The organism is Hymenobacter daeguensis, assembly GCF_054780555.1.
The window spans coordinates 109,825-129,000 of the sequence record NZ_BAAGWC010000002.1 but is presented as its reverse complement, the minus strand read 5'-3'; the positions used below and the strand labels follow the sequence as shown (position 1 = coordinate 129,000).

The 19,176-nt window shown below is 64.3% G+C and carries 15 protein-coding genes; 7 read left to right on the top strand and 8 right to left on the bottom strand.

Translation table 11 applies throughout. The features are described 5' to 3' along the window. The first annotated feature begins 227 nt into the window (after positions 1-227). Positions 228-521: a hypothetical protein gene (locus ACYVHT_RS04205; RefSeq protein ID WP_460548286.1), complete on the top strand. Its 294-nt coding sequence runs from the start codon at positions 228-230 to the stop codon at positions 519-521. Positions 522-677: 156 nt separating this feature from the next. Here the strand turns inward: ACYVHT_RS04205 and ACYVHT_RS04200 are convergent, their stop codons facing one another. The 3 genes from ACYVHT_RS04200 to treF form a co-directional block, all read right to left on the bottom strand. After that, positions 678-2,468, bottom strand: coding sequence for a hypothetical protein (locus tag ACYVHT_RS04200; RefSeq protein WP_460548284.1), 1,791 nt, complete (start codon positions 2,466-2,468; stop codon positions 678-680). Continuing rightward, positions 2,465-3,019 (bottom strand): RNA polymerase sigma factor, encoded by a 555-nt coding sequence (locus tag ACYVHT_RS04195; protein ID WP_460548282.1) that lies wholly within the window; start codon positions 3,017-3,019, stop codon positions 2,465-2,467. The genes ACYVHT_RS04200 and ACYVHT_RS04195 overlap by 4 nt, the downstream gene beginning before the upstream one ends. 157 nt (positions 3,020-3,176) lie before the next feature. Next, a complete protein-coding gene (gene treF / locus ACYVHT_RS04190; protein WP_460548280.1) occupies positions 3,177-4,838 on the bottom strand; it encodes an alpha,alpha-trehalase TreF in 1,662 nt (553 codons plus the stop codon). A gap of 214 nt (positions 4,839-5,052) precedes the next feature. Between treF and ACYVHT_RS04185 the strand changes: the two genes are divergently transcribed. The 4 genes from ACYVHT_RS04185 to ACYVHT_RS04170 all read left to right on the top strand — a co-directional run bounded on the left by ACYVHT_RS04185 (position 5,053) and on the right by ACYVHT_RS04170 (position 9,010). Further along, a complete protein-coding gene (locus ACYVHT_RS04185) occupies positions 5,053-5,460 on the top strand; it encodes a BlaI/MecI/CopY family transcriptional regulator (RefSeq protein ID WP_460548278.1) in 408 nt (135 codons plus the stop codon). Further along, the gene (locus ACYVHT_RS04180) at positions 5,438-6,802 is read left to right on the top strand and encodes a TonB family protein (protein ID WP_460548276.1); all 1,365 of its coding nucleotides are present in this window, start codon (positions 5,438-5,440) and stop codon (positions 6,800-6,802) included. The genes ACYVHT_RS04185 and ACYVHT_RS04180 overlap by 23 nt, the downstream gene beginning before the upstream one ends. 251 nt (positions 6,803-7,053) lie before the next feature. Next, positions 7,054-7,872, top strand: coding sequence for a class I SAM-dependent methyltransferase (locus tag ACYVHT_RS04175; RefSeq protein ID WP_460548275.1), 819 nt, complete (start codon positions 7,054-7,056; stop codon positions 7,870-7,872). Between the two features lie 109 nt (positions 7,873-7,981). Then, on the top strand, positions 7,982-9,010 hold the full coding sequence (locus ACYVHT_RS04170) for a hypothetical protein (protein ID WP_460549059.1): 1,029 nt from the start codon (positions 7,982-7,984) through the stop codon (positions 9,008-9,010). Between the two features lie 89 nt (positions 9,011-9,099). Here the strand turns inward: ACYVHT_RS04170 and ACYVHT_RS04165 are convergent, their stop codons facing one another. Both ACYVHT_RS04165 and ACYVHT_RS04160 read right to left on the bottom strand, forming a co-directional pair. After that, positions 9,100-11,388 carry a GH92 family glycosyl hydrolase gene (locus ACYVHT_RS04165; RefSeq protein ID WP_460548272.1) on the bottom strand — a complete coding sequence of 763 codons (2,289 nt, stop codon included), beginning with the start codon at positions 11,386-11,388 and terminating at the stop codon, positions 9,100-9,102. A gap of 175 nt (positions 11,389-11,563) precedes the next feature. Continuing rightward, positions 11,564-13,135 carry an efflux MFS transporter permease gene (locus ACYVHT_RS04160; protein WP_460548270.1) on the bottom strand — a complete coding sequence of 524 codons (1,572 nt, stop codon included), beginning with the start codon at positions 13,133-13,135 and terminating at the stop codon, positions 11,564-11,566. A 71-nt stretch (positions 13,136-13,206) separates the two neighbouring features. On the opposite strand from ACYVHT_RS04160, the gene ACYVHT_RS04155 reads away from it, so the two are divergent. Then, entirely contained in the window at positions 13,207-13,575 is a 369-nt protein-coding gene (locus ACYVHT_RS04155; protein WP_460548268.1) for a four helix bundle protein, read from the top strand. Positions 13,576-13,646: 71 nt separating this feature from the next. On the opposite strand, the gene ACYVHT_RS04150 is transcribed toward ACYVHT_RS04155, so the two are convergent. The 3 genes from ACYVHT_RS04150 to ACYVHT_RS04140 form a co-directional block, all read right to left on the bottom strand. After that, positions 13,647-14,759 carry an HlyD family secretion protein gene (locus ACYVHT_RS04150; RefSeq protein WP_460548266.1) on the bottom strand — a complete coding sequence of 371 codons (1,113 nt, stop codon included), beginning with the start codon at positions 14,757-14,759 and terminating at the stop codon, positions 13,647-13,649. A 57-nt stretch (positions 14,760-14,816) separates the two neighbouring features. Further along, the gene (locus ACYVHT_RS04145; RefSeq protein WP_460548264.1) at positions 14,817-15,266 is read right to left on the bottom strand and encodes a universal stress protein; all 450 of its coding nucleotides are present in this window, start codon (positions 15,264-15,266) and stop codon (positions 14,817-14,819) included. A 122-nt stretch (positions 15,267-15,388) separates the two neighbouring features. Then, positions 15,389-16,753, bottom strand: a complete 1,365-nt coding sequence (locus ACYVHT_RS04140; protein WP_460548262.1) for a TolC family protein — start codon at positions 16,751-16,753, stop codon at positions 15,389-15,391. Between the two features lie 281 nt (positions 16,754-17,034). On the opposite strand from ACYVHT_RS04140, the gene ACYVHT_RS04135 reads away from it, so the two are divergent. Continuing rightward, complete coding sequence (locus ACYVHT_RS04135) at positions 17,035-19,170, top strand: sigma-54-dependent Fis family transcriptional regulator (RefSeq protein WP_460548260.1); 2,136 nt, start codon at positions 17,035-17,037, stop codon at positions 19,168-19,170. Positions 19,171-19,176 lie beyond the last annotated feature (6 nt).

Below are 19,176 nucleotides of genomic sequence, written 5' to 3'. Positions count from 1 at the left end.
CTTATGTAAGCGTTTCCAGTATTGTCAGTGTTGATATCCAAACTGTAGTGATTTGGTGTAGGCAGCGGGTTGCTCCATTGTAAGGTGCCAGCCGCTGTGAACTTGCCATAGAAAGCCGCTGGGGCGCTTATGGGAATAACCGCACCGCCCCAGGTTGGGGAGGCGCCACTGACAGTAGCCGTCACGAATACTTCCCCTGCACTGTTATCAGCAGCCAAGCTAATTTCTTGGATGTAGTTCAGGGCCTTGGCCCACCGCACCGCACCCGTTGCATCGTATTTGAGCAGGGCAATAGACTGATTGCGCGGGCCGGTGAGCAGTACGCCGGCGGCGCGCAGGCTGTCTCGGTAGCTCACCGCCACGTAGGTATTGCCGGCCGCATCGGTGGCACTGGATTGGGGCTGCGCAAACGTGGTATCGACCGAGCCGCGCACCAGCTTGGCCCAGGCAAACGACTGGGCCCGCGCCGGCCCCAGGCCGGCCGCGAGCAGAAGCACTACCAGCAGGTAGCAATGACGTAGCATTTTCATTTTCATAAGAAGGGAAAGGAAGGACCAAAAGCGTGGCCGCGCCAATTGCAAAACCCGCCGTGCCGCCCCGGCCGGAGCGCGGCGCAGCGGGTTTCTGGAGGCCAGACCAGAGCCATCCGAAAAAGGCTGCTGGCTTGGTGAAAAATATTATAATTTGAAGCGCACGCCCAGCTGCAGGCCCGTAGCCGTGGGCTGCTGAATGAGCCCGGTTTCGGCTTTGTACACCGACAGGGCCTGCCAGCGCATACTCGGCGCTACGCTCACACTGAGGCGGTGGGTGAGGGCGTAGTTCAGCGCCAGCGAGCCGGAGAGGGCCACGTTGAGCGGGCGGAAGGGGCCGTTGCCCACCGTCACGGTCTGGGTGCGGAAGGTTTCGCCGTCATCCGTCACCACCTGCGTGCCGCCCAGGAAAAACTGGAGCTGCGCCCCGGCCGAGACATCGGCCCACCAGCGGCCCGGCCCCAGGCTGAGGCGGTAGCGCATGAGCAGCGGCAGCGTAGCAAAGCGGTAGCTGGGCTGCAGGAGCTTAGTGGTGAGGGTTTCCTTCTTGCTGATGACCGGGGTGGTGACGTGGCTGGTGGTCCGCACCGTGTCGTGCTGCACAATGGTGCTGTACACGGTGTCCTGGCGCGGCACGTACACGGTCTGGTAGCCGATGACCTGGCCGCTGCTGTTGAAGATGGGCGACTGCTGCGGCACCTGAATGATGCGGACGGAATACGTCTGGTTGGTCGAGGTATAGACGTTGGTTGAGGTGGTGGTGGTCGTGTTGTAGGTCACGCTCACGTCGGTTTTTTTGTTGGTCACGCGCAGGTCGGCCCCGAAGGTGCTGTAGCCCAGGCCGCCGCCCACGCTCACGCGGGGCGTGAGCTGGTACTCGGCCAGCGCGGCGGCGCTGAAGCCGGCGCGGCCGGTTTCGTGGTTGCGGCGCAGGGCCGTGAGCGGGTCGTTTTCGGGGCCTTGCAGGGTGAGGGTGTTTTGCTCGGGCGTGGCCGTGAGCAGCAGGCTCCACCGGTGTTTGATGGCCGGTTTCTTCGTCGAATCGGCTTCGGGCGCTGCCGCTAAGGCCGGAGCGTTCGGCGCAGCACCCGGCAGGTCGCCCAGCGCCAGCAGCAGGCTGTCGGTGCGGCGCTGGAGGCGCAGCAGCTCGGCCCGCTCGCGGCGCAGCGTGCCGATGAAGCTGGTGCGGCTTTCGGCACCGAGCGGGCCGGCGGCCAGCGTGGCAATGCTGGGCAGCTGCCCCAGCGCCTGGCGCTCCAGCGCCACCAGCGGATGCAGGGTGGCGGGCGTGGAGTCGGCCGCCGGCCCGCCGGATTGCGGCTGCCGGGCCACCCCGGCCCCGGCCTCTGCTGCCAGCTGCGCGGCACCGGAATCCGCGGCGGCCGGCATCCCGTGCCCGCTTGGCATTCCTACGCTCAAGCCCACAGGGCCCACGGGCGACGAGACCATTGCGGAGCTCCGCAACACGCGGCCCCGCACCGAACTAGCCGTTGCGGAGCTCCGCAACGGTCTTATCAAAAAGGAATTGGTTGTTGCGGAGCTCCGCAGTGAGGTTTGCGGAATGGAATTGACCGTTGCGGAGTTCCGCAGCCCCCCTTTCAGAACCGAACCAGCCGTTGCGGAGCTCCGCAGCACCTCTTTCGGTGCCGCCGAGGCCGTTGCGGAACTCCGCAATGCCGTTCCCGGCACTTCCCGCATACCGGGCACGGCCGGCCCCGCCCCGTGCGGCAGCAGCCAGCCGCCCAACCCGGCCAGCAGGGCCGTCAGGCCGAACAGGAAGGGCAGGGGCAGGGGCCGCCGTCGCCTGCGCGGCATCGGCGGCGGGCCAATGTGCGGGGCAATGCCCGGCCACACCTGGCCAGTGGGCGGCGGGGCAAACTGCTCAAACTTGCTGCGCAGGGATTGGTCGAGGCGGTCGTCTTCCGGGTCGAAGCTCATAGTCGGTAATAGCTGGTCTGCCGCTGGTGCAGCAGGTGAAGTTGTTTGCGGGCCTTGCTGAGCTGGGCCTTGGAGGTGCTTTCCTGAATGCCGAGCAGCTCCGCGATTTCGCCGTGGCTGTAGCCGTCGATGGCGTAGAGGTTGAGCACCAGGCGGCAGCCGTCGGGCAGTTGCTCCATCAGGGCCAGCACCTCGGCCACGCCCAGGCGGTCGAAGGCGTCGGCGTCGGGCGCGAAGGGCTCGGGCACGTCGTCGAGGGGCATTTGCTGGCGGCGGTGCTGCCCGCTCTGCCAGTGGTTGAGGGCCGTGTTTACTACAATGCGCCGCATCCAGCCCTCAAACGAGCCCTCGCCCCGGAACTCCTGCAGACGGGTAAAAACCTTGATGAAGGCATCCTGGAGAATGTCCTCGGCCTCTTCCTGCGAGCGGGTGTAGCGCCGCGCAATGCCCAGCATCAGCGCCGCGTAGCGGGCATAGAGCTGCCGTTGCGCCGCGGGTTCGTAGCGGCGGCAGGAGGCAATCAGCGCGTCCAGCTCAGGAGAAAGGGGCATTCAATCGGGAAAGCAGCGGCAGCCCGGCCGGGCGCTCCCCGGCAGACAAGTTACTTCCCGAAAAGGCTGCCGGGGCAGCAGAAAAAAGTAGCGCGGACTTTTAGTCCGCGATTCCATACTACCCAAGCTTGGTTGACTCGCGGACTAAAAGTCCGCGCTACTTCCCCTCTTCCCGGTTCAGCAGCTTCAGCAGCACCCCGTTGGTCCACCCGAAGCCGTCCTGCAAGGGGTACTCCCCGCCCCCGGCGGGCCGGCTGAGGTTCACCACGTCGTACTTCTCCAGCAGCTTGCCGGTTTGCTGAAACACGCGGCGGTTCAGGCGCACCCAGCGGTGGGCCACGGTGTCGGCCAGGGGCTGCTGGCTGTAGCGCGTGAGGCCCTCGATGGCCAGGTATTGCAGCGGGGCCCAGCCGTTGGGGGCGTCCCACTGCTGGCCGGTGGGGCTGAGGGTGGTCACCAGCCCGCCGGGTTTCAGGAAGCTGGCTTTCAGGCCCGCGCCCACCCGCTTGGCCTGCTCCGGCGTGGCCAGCCCGAACGCCAGCGGAAACACGCCCGCCAGCGTGCGCACCTGGGAGCGCTGCCGCAGCCGCCAGTTGTAGTCCTGAAACCAGCCGGCTTTGGTGTCCCAGCTGGTGGCCAGCAGGGCCGCTTTGCGCTTTTGCGCCCTGGCCAGGTAACTGCGGGAAAGGGCCGGCTGGTTGGCCACGCGGGCAGCCTCGGCCAGGGTGTTTTCGAGGTTATAGAGCAGGCAGTTCAAATCGACCGGCACCAAATCGGTGGTCTGGATGCTGCCCAGCCCGCCCCCGGCCCGAAACCAGCGGCTGCTGAAATCCCAGCCCGAGGCCGCGCCGGCCCGCAGGCTGCGGTAGAGCTGCGCGGGCGGCTGCTTGCTGTTCCTGGCGGCGGCCACGTCCTCGGCGTACGATTCTTCGCGGGGCTGGTCGCTCTCGTCCCAGTAGCGGTTCAGGAGGGCGCCGCCGGGCAGGCGCACCACGCGGCGGCTGGCCGTGCCGGGCTTCAGGGTTTCGGCGCCGCGCATCCAGTAGCGGTACTCGGCCTCCAGGGCGGCGCGGTAGCGGAGCAGCTCGGCATTGCCGCGCTCCTGCACCAGCAGCTGCACCATGCTGGCAAAAAACGGCGGCTGCGAGCGGGTGAGGTAGTAGGTGCGGTTGCCGTTGGGCACGAAGCCGAAGCGCCCGATGAGGTAGGCAAAATTGTCGGCGATGTCGCGCAGCAGTTCGCCCTTGCCGGCCTCGGCCAGCCCCAGCATGGTGAAGTACGAGTCCCAGTAATACACCTCCCGAAACCGCCCGCCCGGCACCAGATAGGGCTTGGGCAGCGGCACCAGCGAGCGGAAGGCGGCCAGCGAATCGGCCGGGTCCGGGGCCGCCGCAGCGGGCCGGGCCAGCACCGCCCACAGCGTGTCGAGGTGGTGGCGCAGGCCGGCGCTTACGTTGCTTTGGAACGGCACGAAGCTATCCGTCGGCATCGTGAAGTGCTGCAGCACAAAGGCCTTGAGCTGAAAGCCCGGCTGGCTTTTCTCGCGCCGCCATGCGGCCAGGATTTCGGCTGGCGGCTGCTTGGGCGCGGCGTCCACAAAGGTCTTGTTATCGGGAAAAATGCGGCCCAGCTGCACGGCTTCGAACAGCCCGGGAAAGAGCTGCCGGGGCGAGGCCGGGCGGGCGGGCGGCCCGGCTTTGGCGGCGGCAGCGGCTGGCGCTGCGGGCAGCGGCCTGGCGGCGGGGGCGGCATTTTCCGTTTGGGACCGGCCGGGTAAGGCGCTGAGTATGCATAAGCTGCAGAATATAAATCGGAGCATGAGCGAGGGCATGAGGGGTGAGGGCAGCCTCGGCGGTGGCAAGCGGGCTGCCCGGGGGCTTACGTGCCGGGGGCGCTTTTCGCTTCATCGCCGATGCCGGCCCCGCCCCGGCAGTGGCGGCTTGCATGGCGATAACTAAAAAAATAGTTTTTAAACTAAAATTTTAGTTATACGTTTACAGTATCCTGAATTCTTGCCCTAACCCCCTATGCCTATGGACCCTTCGTCCTTCCCCGAGCTCACCCGTGCCGAAGAGCAAGTGATGCAGGTGCTCTGGCGCCAGGGCCCGTCCTTCGTGAAAGACGTGCTGGCCGCGCTGCCGGCCCCGCAGCCGGCCTACAACACGGTGTCCACCATCGTCCGCATTCTCGAAACCAAGGGTTTTGTGGGCCACGAAGCCTTCGGGCGCACGCACCGCTACTTCGTGCTGGTGGCCCAGGACGACTACCGCCGCTTCTCGCTCCGCAAGCTGCTGGGCGGCCACTTCGGCAACTCCTTCAGCCGCCTCGTTTCCTTCTTCGCCAAGGAAGAAAACCTCGACGCCGCCCAGCTCGACGAGCTGCTCCGCCACGCCACCAACCCCCCAAATCCCACCGACGATGAACCCGCCCAACCTGCTTAACTGGATGCTGCTCAGCACCGCCCTGCTGGGCGTGTGGTGGGCCTGCTACCGCCTGGCCCTGCGCCAGGAGCGCAGCTTTGCCTACAACCGCGCCTTTCTGGGGCTGGGGCCGCTGCTGGCCGCCGGCCTGCCGCTGCTGCCGCTGGCGTGGCCGGCCGGCTGGTGGGGCACCGGCCCGGCGGGCCTGCCCGGCGTGGTGGGCGTGCTGCTGCCTGCCGCCGAGGTATCGGCCAACGGCGCGGCTGGCGATGTTGCTATCAATTGGAACGCCTGGCTGCGGGTTGTTTACCTGGCCGGCGTGGCCCTGATGCTGGCCCGGCTGCTGCTGGGGCTGGGCCGCCTGTGGCGCACCGGCCGCCGCCTGCCGCGCACCGCGCACTCCGGCTACACGCTGGCCCACACCCACGGCCGGCTGCCCACCAGCTCCTTCGGCGCGGTCATTTTCTGGGATGAAACGCTGGCCCTGAGCCCGGCCGAAGCCCGGCAGGTGCTGCGCCACGAGCTGGCCCACGTGCAGCAGGGCCACACCTACGACCGCCTGCTGCTGGAGCTGCTGCGCGCCGCGCTGTGGTTCAACCCCTTCGTGCACCTGTGTGGCCGGGCGCTGGCCCTCACCCACGAGTATCTGGCCGACGCGGCCGCCCTGCTTCCCGAACAAAACACGCCTTCCCTTTCCACTTCCTACACCCATCTGCTGGCCCGGCAAGTGGCCAGCCGCCTCGGTTTCTCGGTTCCGCTTGCGCACTCCTTCTCCCATTCCCAAACCCTAAGTCGCATTGCCATGATTCAGAAAACCAATCCCATCCGCCGCTGGAAGCAGTGGCTCGCGCTGCCCCTGCTGGGCGTGCTGCTCGTTGCCGTTGCCTGTGAAAAGGCCGCGCCGCCAACTGCGCCCACCGTGGCCGCTGCCACCCAGAATGCCGTTGCGCCCCCGCCGCCGCCCCCCATGGTGTACGAAACCGTGGAGCACATGCCCGAGCTGCCCGGCGGCGGCGGGCCCGAAGCCATTGTCAGCGCCATTCAGCGAAACCTGACCTACCCCGACGTGCCGAAAACCAGCCGGAAAGACGGCAATATGTTCGTTTCGTTCATCGTGACGGAAAAGGGGGAGGTGCAGGCCGTGAAAGTGCTGAAAAGCCTGGGGCCGGAATACGATGCCGCAGCCATCGCCGCCATTCAAAAGCTGCCCACCTTCGTGCCCGGCCGCAACGAAGGCAAAGCCGTGGCGGTGAGCTACACCGTGCCCATTCAGTTTATCTGGAAAGCTTCGGTGCGCGTGTCCGGCGGCCTGCCGCTCAACTGGCACGGCTGGGCCATGAGCTCGCCCGGCGAGGGCTGCTGATTTGCCGACCGGGATGCAGAGACGCATACTGCCGTCTCGTCGTAGGTGCCGTTTGACCATCGTTCGAATGTTGTCGTTCACCCTCGAGAGGCATACTTGCGTTTCTGCATCCCGGCCAATTTTACTCTCGGGAAACCGCTCGAAAAGCTCCGGCCGGCGCCGGGGCCTTTCTGCGTTTCGGCTGGGCGTAGCGGCGGCGGGCGCTACCTTTCGGGGGCAACCAGCGGCTGGGCTTGGTTGCCGCTACGCTTATGTCCCGACTTTCCGTTGCCCTCCAGGCCCTGCGCAGCCTGGCCCGCACCCCTTCGCTGCTCAACCACGTCATCACCGGCGACGTGGCCCGCTGGCAGCAGCTGGCCCTCGCCCACGCCGGGCGCGGCCTCACGGCCAGAGGCTTGCCCATGGTGGCGCTGAATAATTTCCTGAGCCCGGCCGACACCACGGTGCGCCCGTTCGCCTTCCGCGAAGGCGGCTCGCTGCCCACCGATTTGCTGCTGCTGCGCGCCCTGGCCCGCCGCGTGCCCGGCTGCCGCTACCTCGAAATCGGTACCTGGCGCGGCGAGAGCGCCGCCAACGTGGCCGAAGTAGCCAGGGAAGTTTTCACCCTGAATCTGTCGGATGCCGAAATCCGCGCCCTCGGCCTGCCCGAGCGCTACATCGAGCTGCACGGCTTTTTCTCGAAGCCGCTGGCCAACGTGCGCCACCTGCACGGCAACTCGGCCACCTACGACTTTGCCAGCCTGGGCGGGCCGTTCGACGTGGTTTTTATCGACGGCGACCACCGCTACGAGGCCGTGCGTACCGACACACGGCGCGTGTTTGAGCACCTGGTGGGGCCCGCTACCATTGTGGTGTGGCACGATGCCAGCCGCCAGCCCGGTGAGCCCCGCTGGGAGGTATTGGCCGGCCTGCTCGACGGGCTGCCGGCCGCCGCCACCGGCCAGCTGGTACAGGTGGAGAACACGCTGTGCGCCCTGTACGCACCCGCGCCGCTGCCGGCCCACGCCCCCGACCCGCTGGCCGACCCAACCACCTGGTTTGAAGTCACCTTGAAGCCGGTTTCGCGGTAGCTGCTGCTTGCTTGTCGGATTTAAGCGGGTTTTAATTGGCGCGGCGCTTCCGGCCCACCGGAAAGCACTACCTTTGAGCCATCTATTGCCGTTTTGTCCCCACTTGTCAGTGTTTTTAAAAGCCACCTCCAGCGCCTTCGTCGCTGCCCTGGGCCTGTGCGCCGCCCTGTCCCTGCCCGCCTGCAAAACAAACCCCAAGGAGGGTGAAGCCGCTGGCACCGCCGCCAACGACAGCGTCGCCAACAAGCCCGCCCCCGTCGACACCATCAAGCTGAAGATGCAGGCCATGCGCCGCGACTCGCTCAAGGCCGACAGCATTGCCAGGAAAAACGGCCAGCTGCCGGGCGCCATCCTGCCGGGCCACCGCATTGTGGCGTTCTACGGCAACATCCGCTCGAAGGGCATGGGCATTCTGGGCCGCGAGCCCAAGGAGCAGATGTTCCGCAAGTTTGAGGGCGTGCTGAAGGAGTGGCAGGCCGCCGACCCCAGCATTCCGGTGCAGCCGGCCCTGCACAACGTGACCATCACCGCCCAGGGCTCGCCCGGCAAAGACGGCAAATGGCGCCTGATGAACTCCAAGGCCACCATCGAGGAAGTCATTAGCTGGGCCCGCGAGCACCACTGCATCCTGTTTCTGGACGTGCAGCCCGGCCACAGCACCCTGCAGGTGGAAGTGCCCAAGCTGGAGCCCTACCTCAAGCAGCCCGACATCCACCTCGGCATCGACCCGGAGTTCTCGCTGGCCACCATGCCCGGCATCCGGCCCAACCAGCGCATCGGCACGCTCGATGCCAAGGACGTGAACTGGACCATCAACTACCTGGCCCGCCTGGTGAGCGAGAACAAGCTCCCGCCCAAGGTGCTGACGGTGCACCGCTTCACCCGGAAAATGCTGACCAACTACAAGAACATCAAGCTCGACCCGCGCGTGCAGGTGGTGATGCACATGGACGGCCACGGCGAGCCCACCCTGAAAAAGGACTCGTACCACGACTACATCCAGACCGAGCCCGTGCAGTACACCGGCTTCAAGCTGTTCTACGAGTACGACCCCAAGCCCAAGCCCCACCACATGATGACCCCGGTGGAAGTGCTGACCCAGCTCACGCCCAAGCCGCTGTACATTCAGTATCAGTAACAACCGAACGACCTTAGCGTATCAGCTGAACAACGAAAAGGCCCCGACAGCTTCGTGCTGCCGGGGCCTTTTCGTTTGTACGGAGTTATTTACTTCGCTTTCGAAAACGAGTACGGCGCCGCGTCCTTTTGCGTGCCCCGGCCCTTATTTGGCGTGGCGCTCATCTCAAAATCCAGCGTAGCCCCTTGCATCAGCTCCGCGTGGCTGAGGTAGTTCTTGTCATAAGGCCGACCGTTGAAAGTCAGGCCATTCACGTAGCGGTTTTCGGCTGAGTTTTTCGGCGCGTTCAGCACAATGTCCTTGCCCGAGGGCAGGTGCAGGGTGGCTTTGGGGAAGAGCGGGGCGCCCAGCACGTACTGGTCGGTGCCGGGGCACACGGGGTAGAAGCCCAGGGCCGAAAACACGTACCAGGCCGAGGTCTGGCCATTGTCTTCGTCGCCGCAGTAGCCGTCGGGCGTGGGCAGGTAGAGGCGGTTGAGCGCCTCGCGCACCCAATATTGGGTTTTCCAGGGCTGGCCGGCGTAGTTGTAGAGGTACACCATGTGCTGAATGGGCTGGTTGCCGTGGGCGTAGTTGCCCATGTTGGCAATCTGCATCTCCCGGATTTCGTGGATGACCTCGCCGTAGTACGACGCATCGAACACCGGCGGCAGGGTAAACACGGTGTCCAGGGTGGCCACGAATTTCTGCCGCCCGCCCATCAGGTCAATCAGCCCCTGCACGTCGTGAAACACCGACCACGTATAGTGCCAGCTGTTGCCCTCGGTGAAGGCATCGCCCCACTTGAAGGGGTTGAAGGGCTGCTGAAAGGAGCCGTCCAGGTTGCGGCCGCGCATGAGGCCTGTTTGCTTGTCGAACAGCTTGCGGTAGTTCTGGCTGCGTCGGGCGTAGAGGTCGATTTCCTTTTTGGGTTTATTCAACGCCTTGGCCAGCTGGTAGATGGTGAAGTCGTCGTAGGCGTACTCCAGGGTGCGGGCCGCGTTTTCGTTGATTTTGACGTCGTAGGGCACGTAGCCCAGCTTGTTGTAATACGCCACGCCCTTGCGGCCCACGGCATCGAGCGGGCCGGCGTTGTTGGCGCCGTGGGTGAGGGCTTCGTAGAGCACGTTCATGTCCTGCCCCCGAATGCCCTTGAGGTAGGCATCGGCCACCACCGAGGCCGAATTGTTGCCCACCATCACGTTGCGCAGGCCGGGGCTGGCCCACTCCGGCAGCCAGCCGCTTTCCCGGTAGTCGTTGGCCAGGCCCTGCTGAATCTCGGCATTCACGTCCGGGTACAGCAGGTTCAGGAAAGGAAACAGCGCCCGAAACGTGTCCCAGAAACCCGTGTCGGTGTACAGGTAGCCCGGCAGCACCTGCCCGTTGAAGGGGCTGTAGTGCATCACGTTGCCGGCGGCGTCGCGCTCATACAGCTTGCGCGGAAACAGCAGCGAGCGGTACAGGCACGAGTAGAACGTGCGCCGCTGCGCCTCCGTCCCGCCCTCAATCTCGATGCGGCCCAGCGCCTTGTTCCAGGCGGCGCGGCCCTGCCGGCGCACGGCCTCAAAGTCCTGCTCACCGATTTCGCGCAGGTTGAGCTCGGCCTGCTCCGGGCTGATGAACGAGGAGGCCACCCGCGCATTCACCTGCTCGCCCTTGCGGGTTCGGAAGCCCACCACGGCGCCGGCGTGTTTGGCCGTCACCTCCAGCACGCCGGCGGCCAGCGCTTTGTCCTGATACAAGGCCGTGCTGGTAAAATCGTGGTCGAACTCCAGAATAAAGTAGTTCTTAAAGTTTTTCGGCACGCCGCCGCTGTTGCGCGTGGTGTAGCCGACGACGCGGCGCTGCCCGGGCAGCACCTTCACGTAGGAGCCCCGGTCCAGCGCGTCAATCACCACGTAGGCGCTGTCGGTTTTGGGGAAGGTGAAGCGGAAGCGGGCGGCGCGCTCGGTGGGGGCTATTTCGGTGGTCACGTCGTGGTCGGCGAGGTACACGCGGTAGTAGCTGGGCTCGGCCACCTCGGCCTTGTGCGAAAACCAGCTGGCGCGGGCGTCCTCATCAAACACGCGCCGGCCGGTGATGGGCATGAGGGCGAACTGCCCGTAGTCGTTCATCCACGGCGAGGGCTGGTGCGTCTGCTTGAAGCCGCGCAGCTTATCGGCCGCGTATTGGTAGGCCCAGCCGCTGCCCATCTTGCCGGTTTGCGGCATCCAGAAATTCATGCCCCAGGGCAGGGCAATGGCCGGGTAGGTGTTGCCGTTCGAGAGGTCCGGCTTCGAGTCGGTGCCCACGAGCGGGTTCACCCACTGGGCCGGGTCGGCGGGGGGAGCCGGCGTTTGGGCCCGGGCCCCGCCGGCCGCTAGCCAGAGTGCCGCCAGCGCGGTAAGGGTTTTCAGCATTCGTATAAACCAAATAGGTAAGCGGCAGCAAATAAACGCCGTTTGGCGTTGCGCAAACGCCAGCTGCCGTGCGGCGTGGCTGCGCCCGCATTGCTGCTATAAAGCCAATAAGCCCCGCTTCTGGAAGAGGCGGGGCTTATCAAACCGGGTGGTGCGCCTGACTGCAGCAGGGGCCTTAGTGCGCCGCGTTCAGGTCGATGACCGAGCCGGGCTTCGGCCGCTTAATGAGGAATACCAGCGGCAGGCACAGCAAAAAGAAAATGCCGAGGCTGGTGAAAATCTGCGCGTAGGTGATGATGGACACCTGCTTCATCAGAATGCCTTCCATCACGGCGTAGGCCTGCTGCCTGGCCTGGTCGAGGGAGTAGCCGTGCGACAGGAAGTTCTGCGTGAAGGCCTGAATGCGCTGCACCGTGGCCGAGTTGTAGAGCGAGATGTTGGGCAGCAGCGCCACCCGGTTGGCCTGAATGGTGCGCTCCAGGTAGGTGCCCACAATGGCCACCCCGAACGAGCCGCCGAGCTGGCGAATCATGCCGGTGAGGCCGGCGGCCTGGCCGGCGTCCTTGCCCTGCAGGCCCGCCAGGCTCATGGTGGTGATGGGCATGAAAATCAGCCCCAGGCCCACGCCGCGCACGATGAGCGGCCAGAAGAAGTCGCTCTCGCCGGCCGTGGGCGAAATCTTGGCGGCCATCCAGAACGTGAAGAAGAAGAAGATGGTGAAGCCAATCGGAATCATCAGCTTCTGCGGAATGCCCGCCATGAGCATCCGGCCGATGATGGGCATCATCAGGCCCGAGGCCAGGGCGCCGGGCAGCAGCAGCCAGCCCGTTTGGGCCGCCGTGAAGCCCAGGATGCGCTGGGTGAAAATGGGGAACACAAACACCGAGGCAAACAGGCCAAAGCCCAGCACGAACGACAGAAACGCGCCCACCGCCAGGTTGCGGCTCTTGGTGAGCACGCGCAGGTCCACGATGGGGTGCTTGGCCGTGAGCTCGCGCCACAGGAAGCCCACCACGCCAATCACCGCCAAGATGGTGAAGAACACAATGGTCGAATCGTCGAACCAGTCGTTGGTTTCGCCCTGCTCCAGCACAAACTGCATCGAGCCCACGCCCAGAATGAGCAGGAAAATGCCGGCCCAGTCAATCTCGCGCAACGGTCGCGGAATGGCGTTTTTGATGCGCTCCGGGTCGCGGATGAACAGAATGGTGAAGATGCTGGCCATGATGCCCACCGGCACGTTCACGTAGAAAATCCAGGGCCAGTCGTAGTTCTCCACGATGTAGCCGCCCAGCGTGGGCCCGATGGTGGGCCCGATAATGACGCCCATGCCAAACAGGGCCTGGCCCAGGGCCAGCTGCTTGGGCGGGAAGGTATCAATCAGAATGGCCTGCGAGGTGGCCATGAGCGCGCCCCCGCCAATGCCCTGAATGAAGCGGAACGCCACCAGCTCCCACAGGTTGGTGCTCTGCCCGCAGGCCATGGAGGCCAGCGTGAACAGAATAACCGACACCAGATAATAGTTTTTGCGCCCGAACTGCTCGGCCAGGAAGCCAGTCATCGGAATCACAATCACGTTGGCAATGGCGTACGACGCCACCACCCAGCTCACTTCCTGCTGCGTGGCCGAGAGGTTGCCCATCATCTGGGTCAGGGCCACGTTCACGATGCTGGTATCAATGAGCTCCAGCAGGCAGCACAGCACTACCGTCACAACGATAATCCATTTTCTAAAACCAGTCTCCATGTGGTGAATGAGTGAATGAGCGAATGAGTGAAGTAGCTTAGGGGCACCTCTTACGCACTCTGCTGTACATTATGGAAAATTCTTCTAAAACAGCCTTTAATCAAGCATTTCGGGCTCGGACTAAGGCAGCAGCACTTCGTATTATTCGCCTCTATCAGCAGTTGCCGCGTAGCGGAGATGCAGAAGTATTAGGGAAGCAATTGTTGCGGTCTGCCACTTCTGTAGCCGCTAACTACCGGGCGGCGTGCCGGGGCCGCTCGGGGGCCGAATGGTATGCCAAAGTATGTATTTGCGTAGAAGAAGCCGACGAAACACAACTATGGCTTGAACTTCTCGGCGACGCGGGAATTTTCCCCAAGGCTAAGTTGGCAAGCTTGGAGCAGGAATATTTGGAAATAGTGTCGGTTCTAGCCACCGCCCGCAAAACGTACGGGAAATGATTGAGCGAATAAGGGAATTAAGAATAAGAAAAAACTCACTCATTCGCTCAATCACTCATTCACTCATTCACTCAATGAACCGCTACTTGCACGTCCACGCTCATGCCGGCGCGCAGGGGGTGTTCGGGGTCCTGCTTGTCGAGAACGATTTTGACGGGCACGCGCTGGGTTACTTTCACAAAGTTGCCGCTGGCGTTGTCGGGGGGCAGCAGGGCGAAGCGGGCGCCGGTAGCGGCCGAGAGGCTCTCAATGTGGCCCTCAAACTCCTCATGCGGGTAGGCATCCACGTCGAGCTTCACCTTCTGCCCCACCTTCATGTCTTCCAGCTGGGTTTCCTTGAAGTTGGCCACCACCCAGGTGCGGGCGCTGCCCACAATGCCGAACAGCTGCTGGCCGGGGGCCACTACCTGGCCGGGCTGCACGTTCTTTTTGCTGATGATGCCGTCCTGCGGAGCCGTCACGATGGTGTAGCTCAGTTGCAGCCGGGCGTTGTCGAGGTCGGCCTGGCGCTGTTTCACCACGGCCTGGGCCACGGCAATCTGCTGCTGGGCGGCGGCTACCTGCTGGCGGGCCACGCTCACCTGGTCGGTAGCGGTAGCGCGCTGGGCCGCGGTCGATTTCAGGTTGGCCTGCACGGCGTCATACTCGCTCTGCGGGATGATGTCCTGCTGGCGCAGGAAGGTGCTGCGCTTCAGGTCTTTCTGCAGGCGCTCCTGGTTGGCCTGGCTCACGCCGATGCCGGTTTGGGCGGTGCGCACGTTGGCCTGGGCGGTGGCCACGCCGGCGCGGGCAGCCGTCACCTGGGCCTGGGCGGCGGCGAGGGCCGCCTCGGCGGCGTTCACGCGCTGCTGGTAGTCGGCCGGGTCGATGGTCACGAGCACATCGCCCTTTTTCACGGGCACGTTATCGTCCACTTTCACTTCGAGCACGGGGCCGCCCACGCGGGGCAGCACGGGGTAGATGTCGCCTTCTACCTGGGCGTCGTCGGTGCTTTCGTGGGCTTGGGCAAACTGGTAGCGGGTGAAGCCGTAGTAGCCGCCGGCCAGCAGCACCAGGGCCAGAATGATGAGCACAAGCGGGTTGCGCTTTTTGGGCTCCTCCACGGGCGCGGTACCTTCAGCGGCCGCGTTGGGGTAAGGAGCAGGAGCGTTTTGAACGGCGGGGGAAGTTTCGGTCTGAGCCATCTTAGTAAGTATTCGGGGGCGGTGTTTTACGAAAAAAGGAGAAGTACGGCGGTCAGACTAGCGCTGAGTAGCAGCCGTTTCGGGTTGGAGCGGGGCACGCACCAGCAGCGTGGCGCACCGGGCGGTGCGCAGCACGATTTCGGCCGTAGTCCCCATCAGAAAGCGGGTGAGGCCGGTTTGGCCGTGCGCGCCAATAACAATTAAATCAGCCTGTTGGCGGTCGGCCTCGGCCACAATTTCCGAGGCGGCTTCGCCGCGCACCATGCCGGTGTGCACCCGCACCACGCCGGCCTGCTCAGCCGACGCCTGCAGGGCCTGCATCCGGCCTTTGCACGAGCCAAACACTTTGGCATCGGGCTGCTGGCCGGTGGGGTCCTCCTGCGGCTCGCACACGTGCAGCAGCCGCAGCTCGGCGCCGGTAGCCACGGCCAGGGCCGCCGCGTAGGCCACCAGCCCCGCCGACGCGGCCGAGAAATCGAGCGGACAAAGGATGGTGGTGAGGTTCATTTTTTAGTGGATAATGATTAGCGGTTAATGATTGATAGCTGGAATTAAAACGCACAACTGGAATGGTAACGACACATTGATTATTAGTCACTAACCGCTAATCATTGTCCACTAATTAAGATTTATTGCCAAATCTGCTCGCCGGTGGCGCGCTTCAGCTGGTATTGGCCGAGGGTGTAGTTGTACATGGCCTGGGCGCGGGCCAGGCGGGCCTGGGCCAGCTGGGTTTCGGCGTCGAGCACGTCGAGGTTCTGGCCCACGCCGTAGCGGTAGCGACCCTGGGCGCGGGTGAGGGCGTCGCTGGCCTGGGCCACCTGCTGCTCGGCATTGTTGTAGCGGGCCTGGCTGAATTCCATGTTGTTGATGGCCTGGCGCACGTCGGCGCGGATTTGCTCCTGCGTGTCGGCGGTGCGGGCCACGGCGGCGCGGGAGTTGGCGGCAGCTTCCACGCGCTGCTTCTTGTTCTTGTTGCCGTCATAAATCGGCACCGACAGCTGAATCACGCCCACCGTGTTGAAGCGAATCCGGTTGATGTCGGGCAGAATGTAGCCATTCTTGCCACCGGCCTGCACGCCCGCGCCCAGGCTGGGCATGTTGCTGCGCTCGATGAGGCGGGCCTGCAGCGCGGCCGTGTTTTCGGCATCGCGGGCCAGCTTCACCTCGGGGCGGTTGTTGCTGGCCTTGGTCAGCTCAGCTTCCATGTTCACGGGCTGCGGCTCGTAGGCCAGGCGGCCCTTCACCGGAATGTCGGCCGTGCTGGGCTTGTGCAGCAGGCGGGCCAGCTGCACCTGCTGGTTGCGAAGCTGGTTTTGCAGGTCGAGCTTGGTGTTTTCGGCCTGCGTGATGCGGACATCGGTGGTCGTCACGTCGAACTTGGTGCTCACGCCGCCTTCCACGCGCTTCTGCATTTCGTTGCGGTGGGCTTGCAGCGAGGCAATCTGCTGGTCCTGCACCCGAATGCTCTCGCGCATGAACAGGATGTTGTAATACACCTGCGCGGCGTTGAACGACAGGTCGCGGCGGGCCACCATGATGTTGTCCTGCGCCGTCTGCACCTGCGATTCGGCCACTTTCACGGTCGCGTCGTTCTTGCCGAAATCGAGCAGCAGGTACTGCGCCGTGACGTGGAAGTCGTAGTTGTTGTTGGGGGCAAACTGCAGCGTTTCGCCGTTGAAGGGCAGCTTCACCACCGGGTCGATGCGGGTGTAGGTGGCCGTGCCGGTCACCTGCGGCAGGAAGCCGGCCCGCGTCTGGCTCAGGCGGCTGGACGATGCCGCGGCCAGCTCAGTCAGGTTGGTGATGCCGGGGTTGGCATCGAGGACGGCTTGCACGGTCGCGCCGAGGGTCAGGGAGTCGCTGGCCAGGCCAATGGCCTGGGCCGCAGCTGGCACGCTGGGTTGGTTTTGCGCCAGCGCCGGCTGGGCCAGCACCAGGCCGCCAAACAGCGACAAACCGGCAAAACCTTTCAGTGATTGAGAAGAAAACATAAGGCCAAGTGGCATAGGGTGTGCCCCGCCCTTACCGAAAGCCATGCCAGCCATAGGGGCCGGCTTTAATTTTAGCTCTACGTATTGATTTTTAACCGATTAAAAAATTTAAATTTATTTTTGCCACAGTGCCGGGATTAAAAATTTTAATCCCGATTCCTGAAATAGCAGGAATTTCCCTATTTTTACTCCTGATATTTCGGGAAAAATGCGGGGCGCTTAAAGTAAGCGCCTGCTTAAATCGTTTATTGTTGTACCAGCCGAAGCCTGCGCCACTGCCTATGCCAACGAACGACGAAACCCTGCTGCTGCACCTCAACGAGGCCATTGCCACCATCCGCGAAAAGGACAAGCTGTTCAAAGCCGTCACGACCAAGCTGCGGCTCATTTTCCCGTTCGACCTCATCGGCATCAACATCTTTGATGAAGAGGTGAAGCAGAAGCGCCTGTTTCTGCGCGACTACTACGGCACCGACGAAGCGCCGCCGTTGCCGCCGGGAGCCGACTATTTCTCGCCCATTGCCGGTTCGCCCATCGAAAAGCTGGTGGCCGACCCGCGGGTGCAGCAGTTCACGCCGCAACAGTACCTGGCTGATTATCCGGAGTATGCGGCCTACAAAAAAATGACGCACCTGGGCGTGACGCACCTCACGGCCGTGCCGCTGCACATTGGCGGCCGCCTCACCGGGTTCATGACGCTGGCGTCGCGCCGCACGCCCCACCTCACCGAAGCCGACGAAAAGCTGCTGGAAAAAATCGGCTCGCTGATAGCCGTGGCCGTGTCCAACACGCTGGCATTCGAGGAAGTAGCGCGCCGCGAGAAGGAGCGCACCCTGCAGCTCAACATCACCAACGCCCTGCTCAGCATCAAGCAGCGCGAGCCCCTGTTCCGGGCCGTGGCCGAGGCACTGAGCCAGGTGGTTCATTTCGATTATTTTGGGCTGCGGGTGCAGCGGGCCGGGCGGCAGGAGCCTTTTGAGGGCTTTGCTGAGTTTTCGCGCGTGGGCGAAGGCCAGGATGCGCCGCTGCTGGCCCTCGACCCAAACCGCCAGAACGGCCTGAACCGGCTGGATGCGTCGGCCATGTACCAGCAGCTGAGAGAGTTGCTGAAGGTGCCCGGCCTCTACGCCGCCGATGACTTCCGGGCCCAGGCCCAGCGCTACCCGCTGCTGCGGCACGTGTATGAGGAGTACGGCACGCGGGCCATGCTCATTGTGCCCATCTGGCAGCGGCCCGATGGCGCGGCCGTGCTCATGCTGGCCTCGCCCAACCCCACGGCCTTTCGCCCCGAGGACCTGGCCACCGTGCTGGCGCTCACGCCCCAGATTGCGCTGGCCCTGGAGAACCTCTTTGCCTTCGAGCAGATTGAGGAGCTGAAATCGCAGGTGGAGCAGGAGCGTACCTACCTCGTCGATGAAATCAACACCTCGGCCCGGTTCGGGTCCGATGCCGGGGCCTTCATCGGGAGCAGTCCGGCCCTGCACCTGGTAGAGCGCCGCATTGGCCTGGTGGCCCCCACCGATACCACGGTGCTGATTTCGGGCGAAACCGGGACCGGAAAGGAACTGGTGGCCCGCGAGCTGCACAACGCCTCGCCCCGCCACGCCCGCGCCCTCATCAAGCTCAACTGTGCCGCGCTGCCGGCGCAGCTCATTGAAAGCGAGCTGTTTGGCCACGAGAAAGGGGCCTTCACCGGGGCGGTAGAGCGGCGCATCGGCAAGTTTGAGCTGGCCAACGGCGGCAGTATTTTTCTGGATGAAATCGGGGAATTGCCGCTGGACCTGCAGGCCAAGCTGCTGCGCGTGCTGCAGGAGCGGGAGTTTGAGCGCCTGGGCGGCACCAAGGTGCTGCACTCCGATGCCCGCGTGATAGCTGCCACCAACCGCGTGCTGGCCGATGAGGTGGCCGCCGGCCGCTTCCGGGCCGACTTGTACTACCGCCTCAACGTGTTCCCCATCGAGCTGGCCCCCCTGCGCGAGCGCCGCGAAGACATTGAGCCGCTGCTGCGCCACTTTGTGCAGCGCCTGAGCAAGCGCCTGGGCAAGCCCATCCGCCAGGTGCGCCCGGCCGATTTGGCGGCCCTGCAGGCCTATAGCTGGCCCGGCAACATCCGCGAGCTGGAGCACGTGCTGGAGCAGGCCATCATCGTGAGCCAGGGGTCGTTTCTGGAGTTTGCGGGCTTTGCGGGCGCGCCGCTCATGATGGCGGCCACCGCAGCGCCGACGGCTTTGCTGCCGGCACCCATCAAAACACTGAAAGAGCAGGAGCGGGACCATATTCTGGCCGCTTTGCAGCGCACCGGCGGCCGGGTAAGCGGCGCGCAGGGCGCGGCCACGCTACTGGATATCAACCCCAAAACCCTGGAGGCCCGCATGAAAAAGCTGGGCATCCGACGCACGGTGGGCGTGCAAGCGTAACGGATG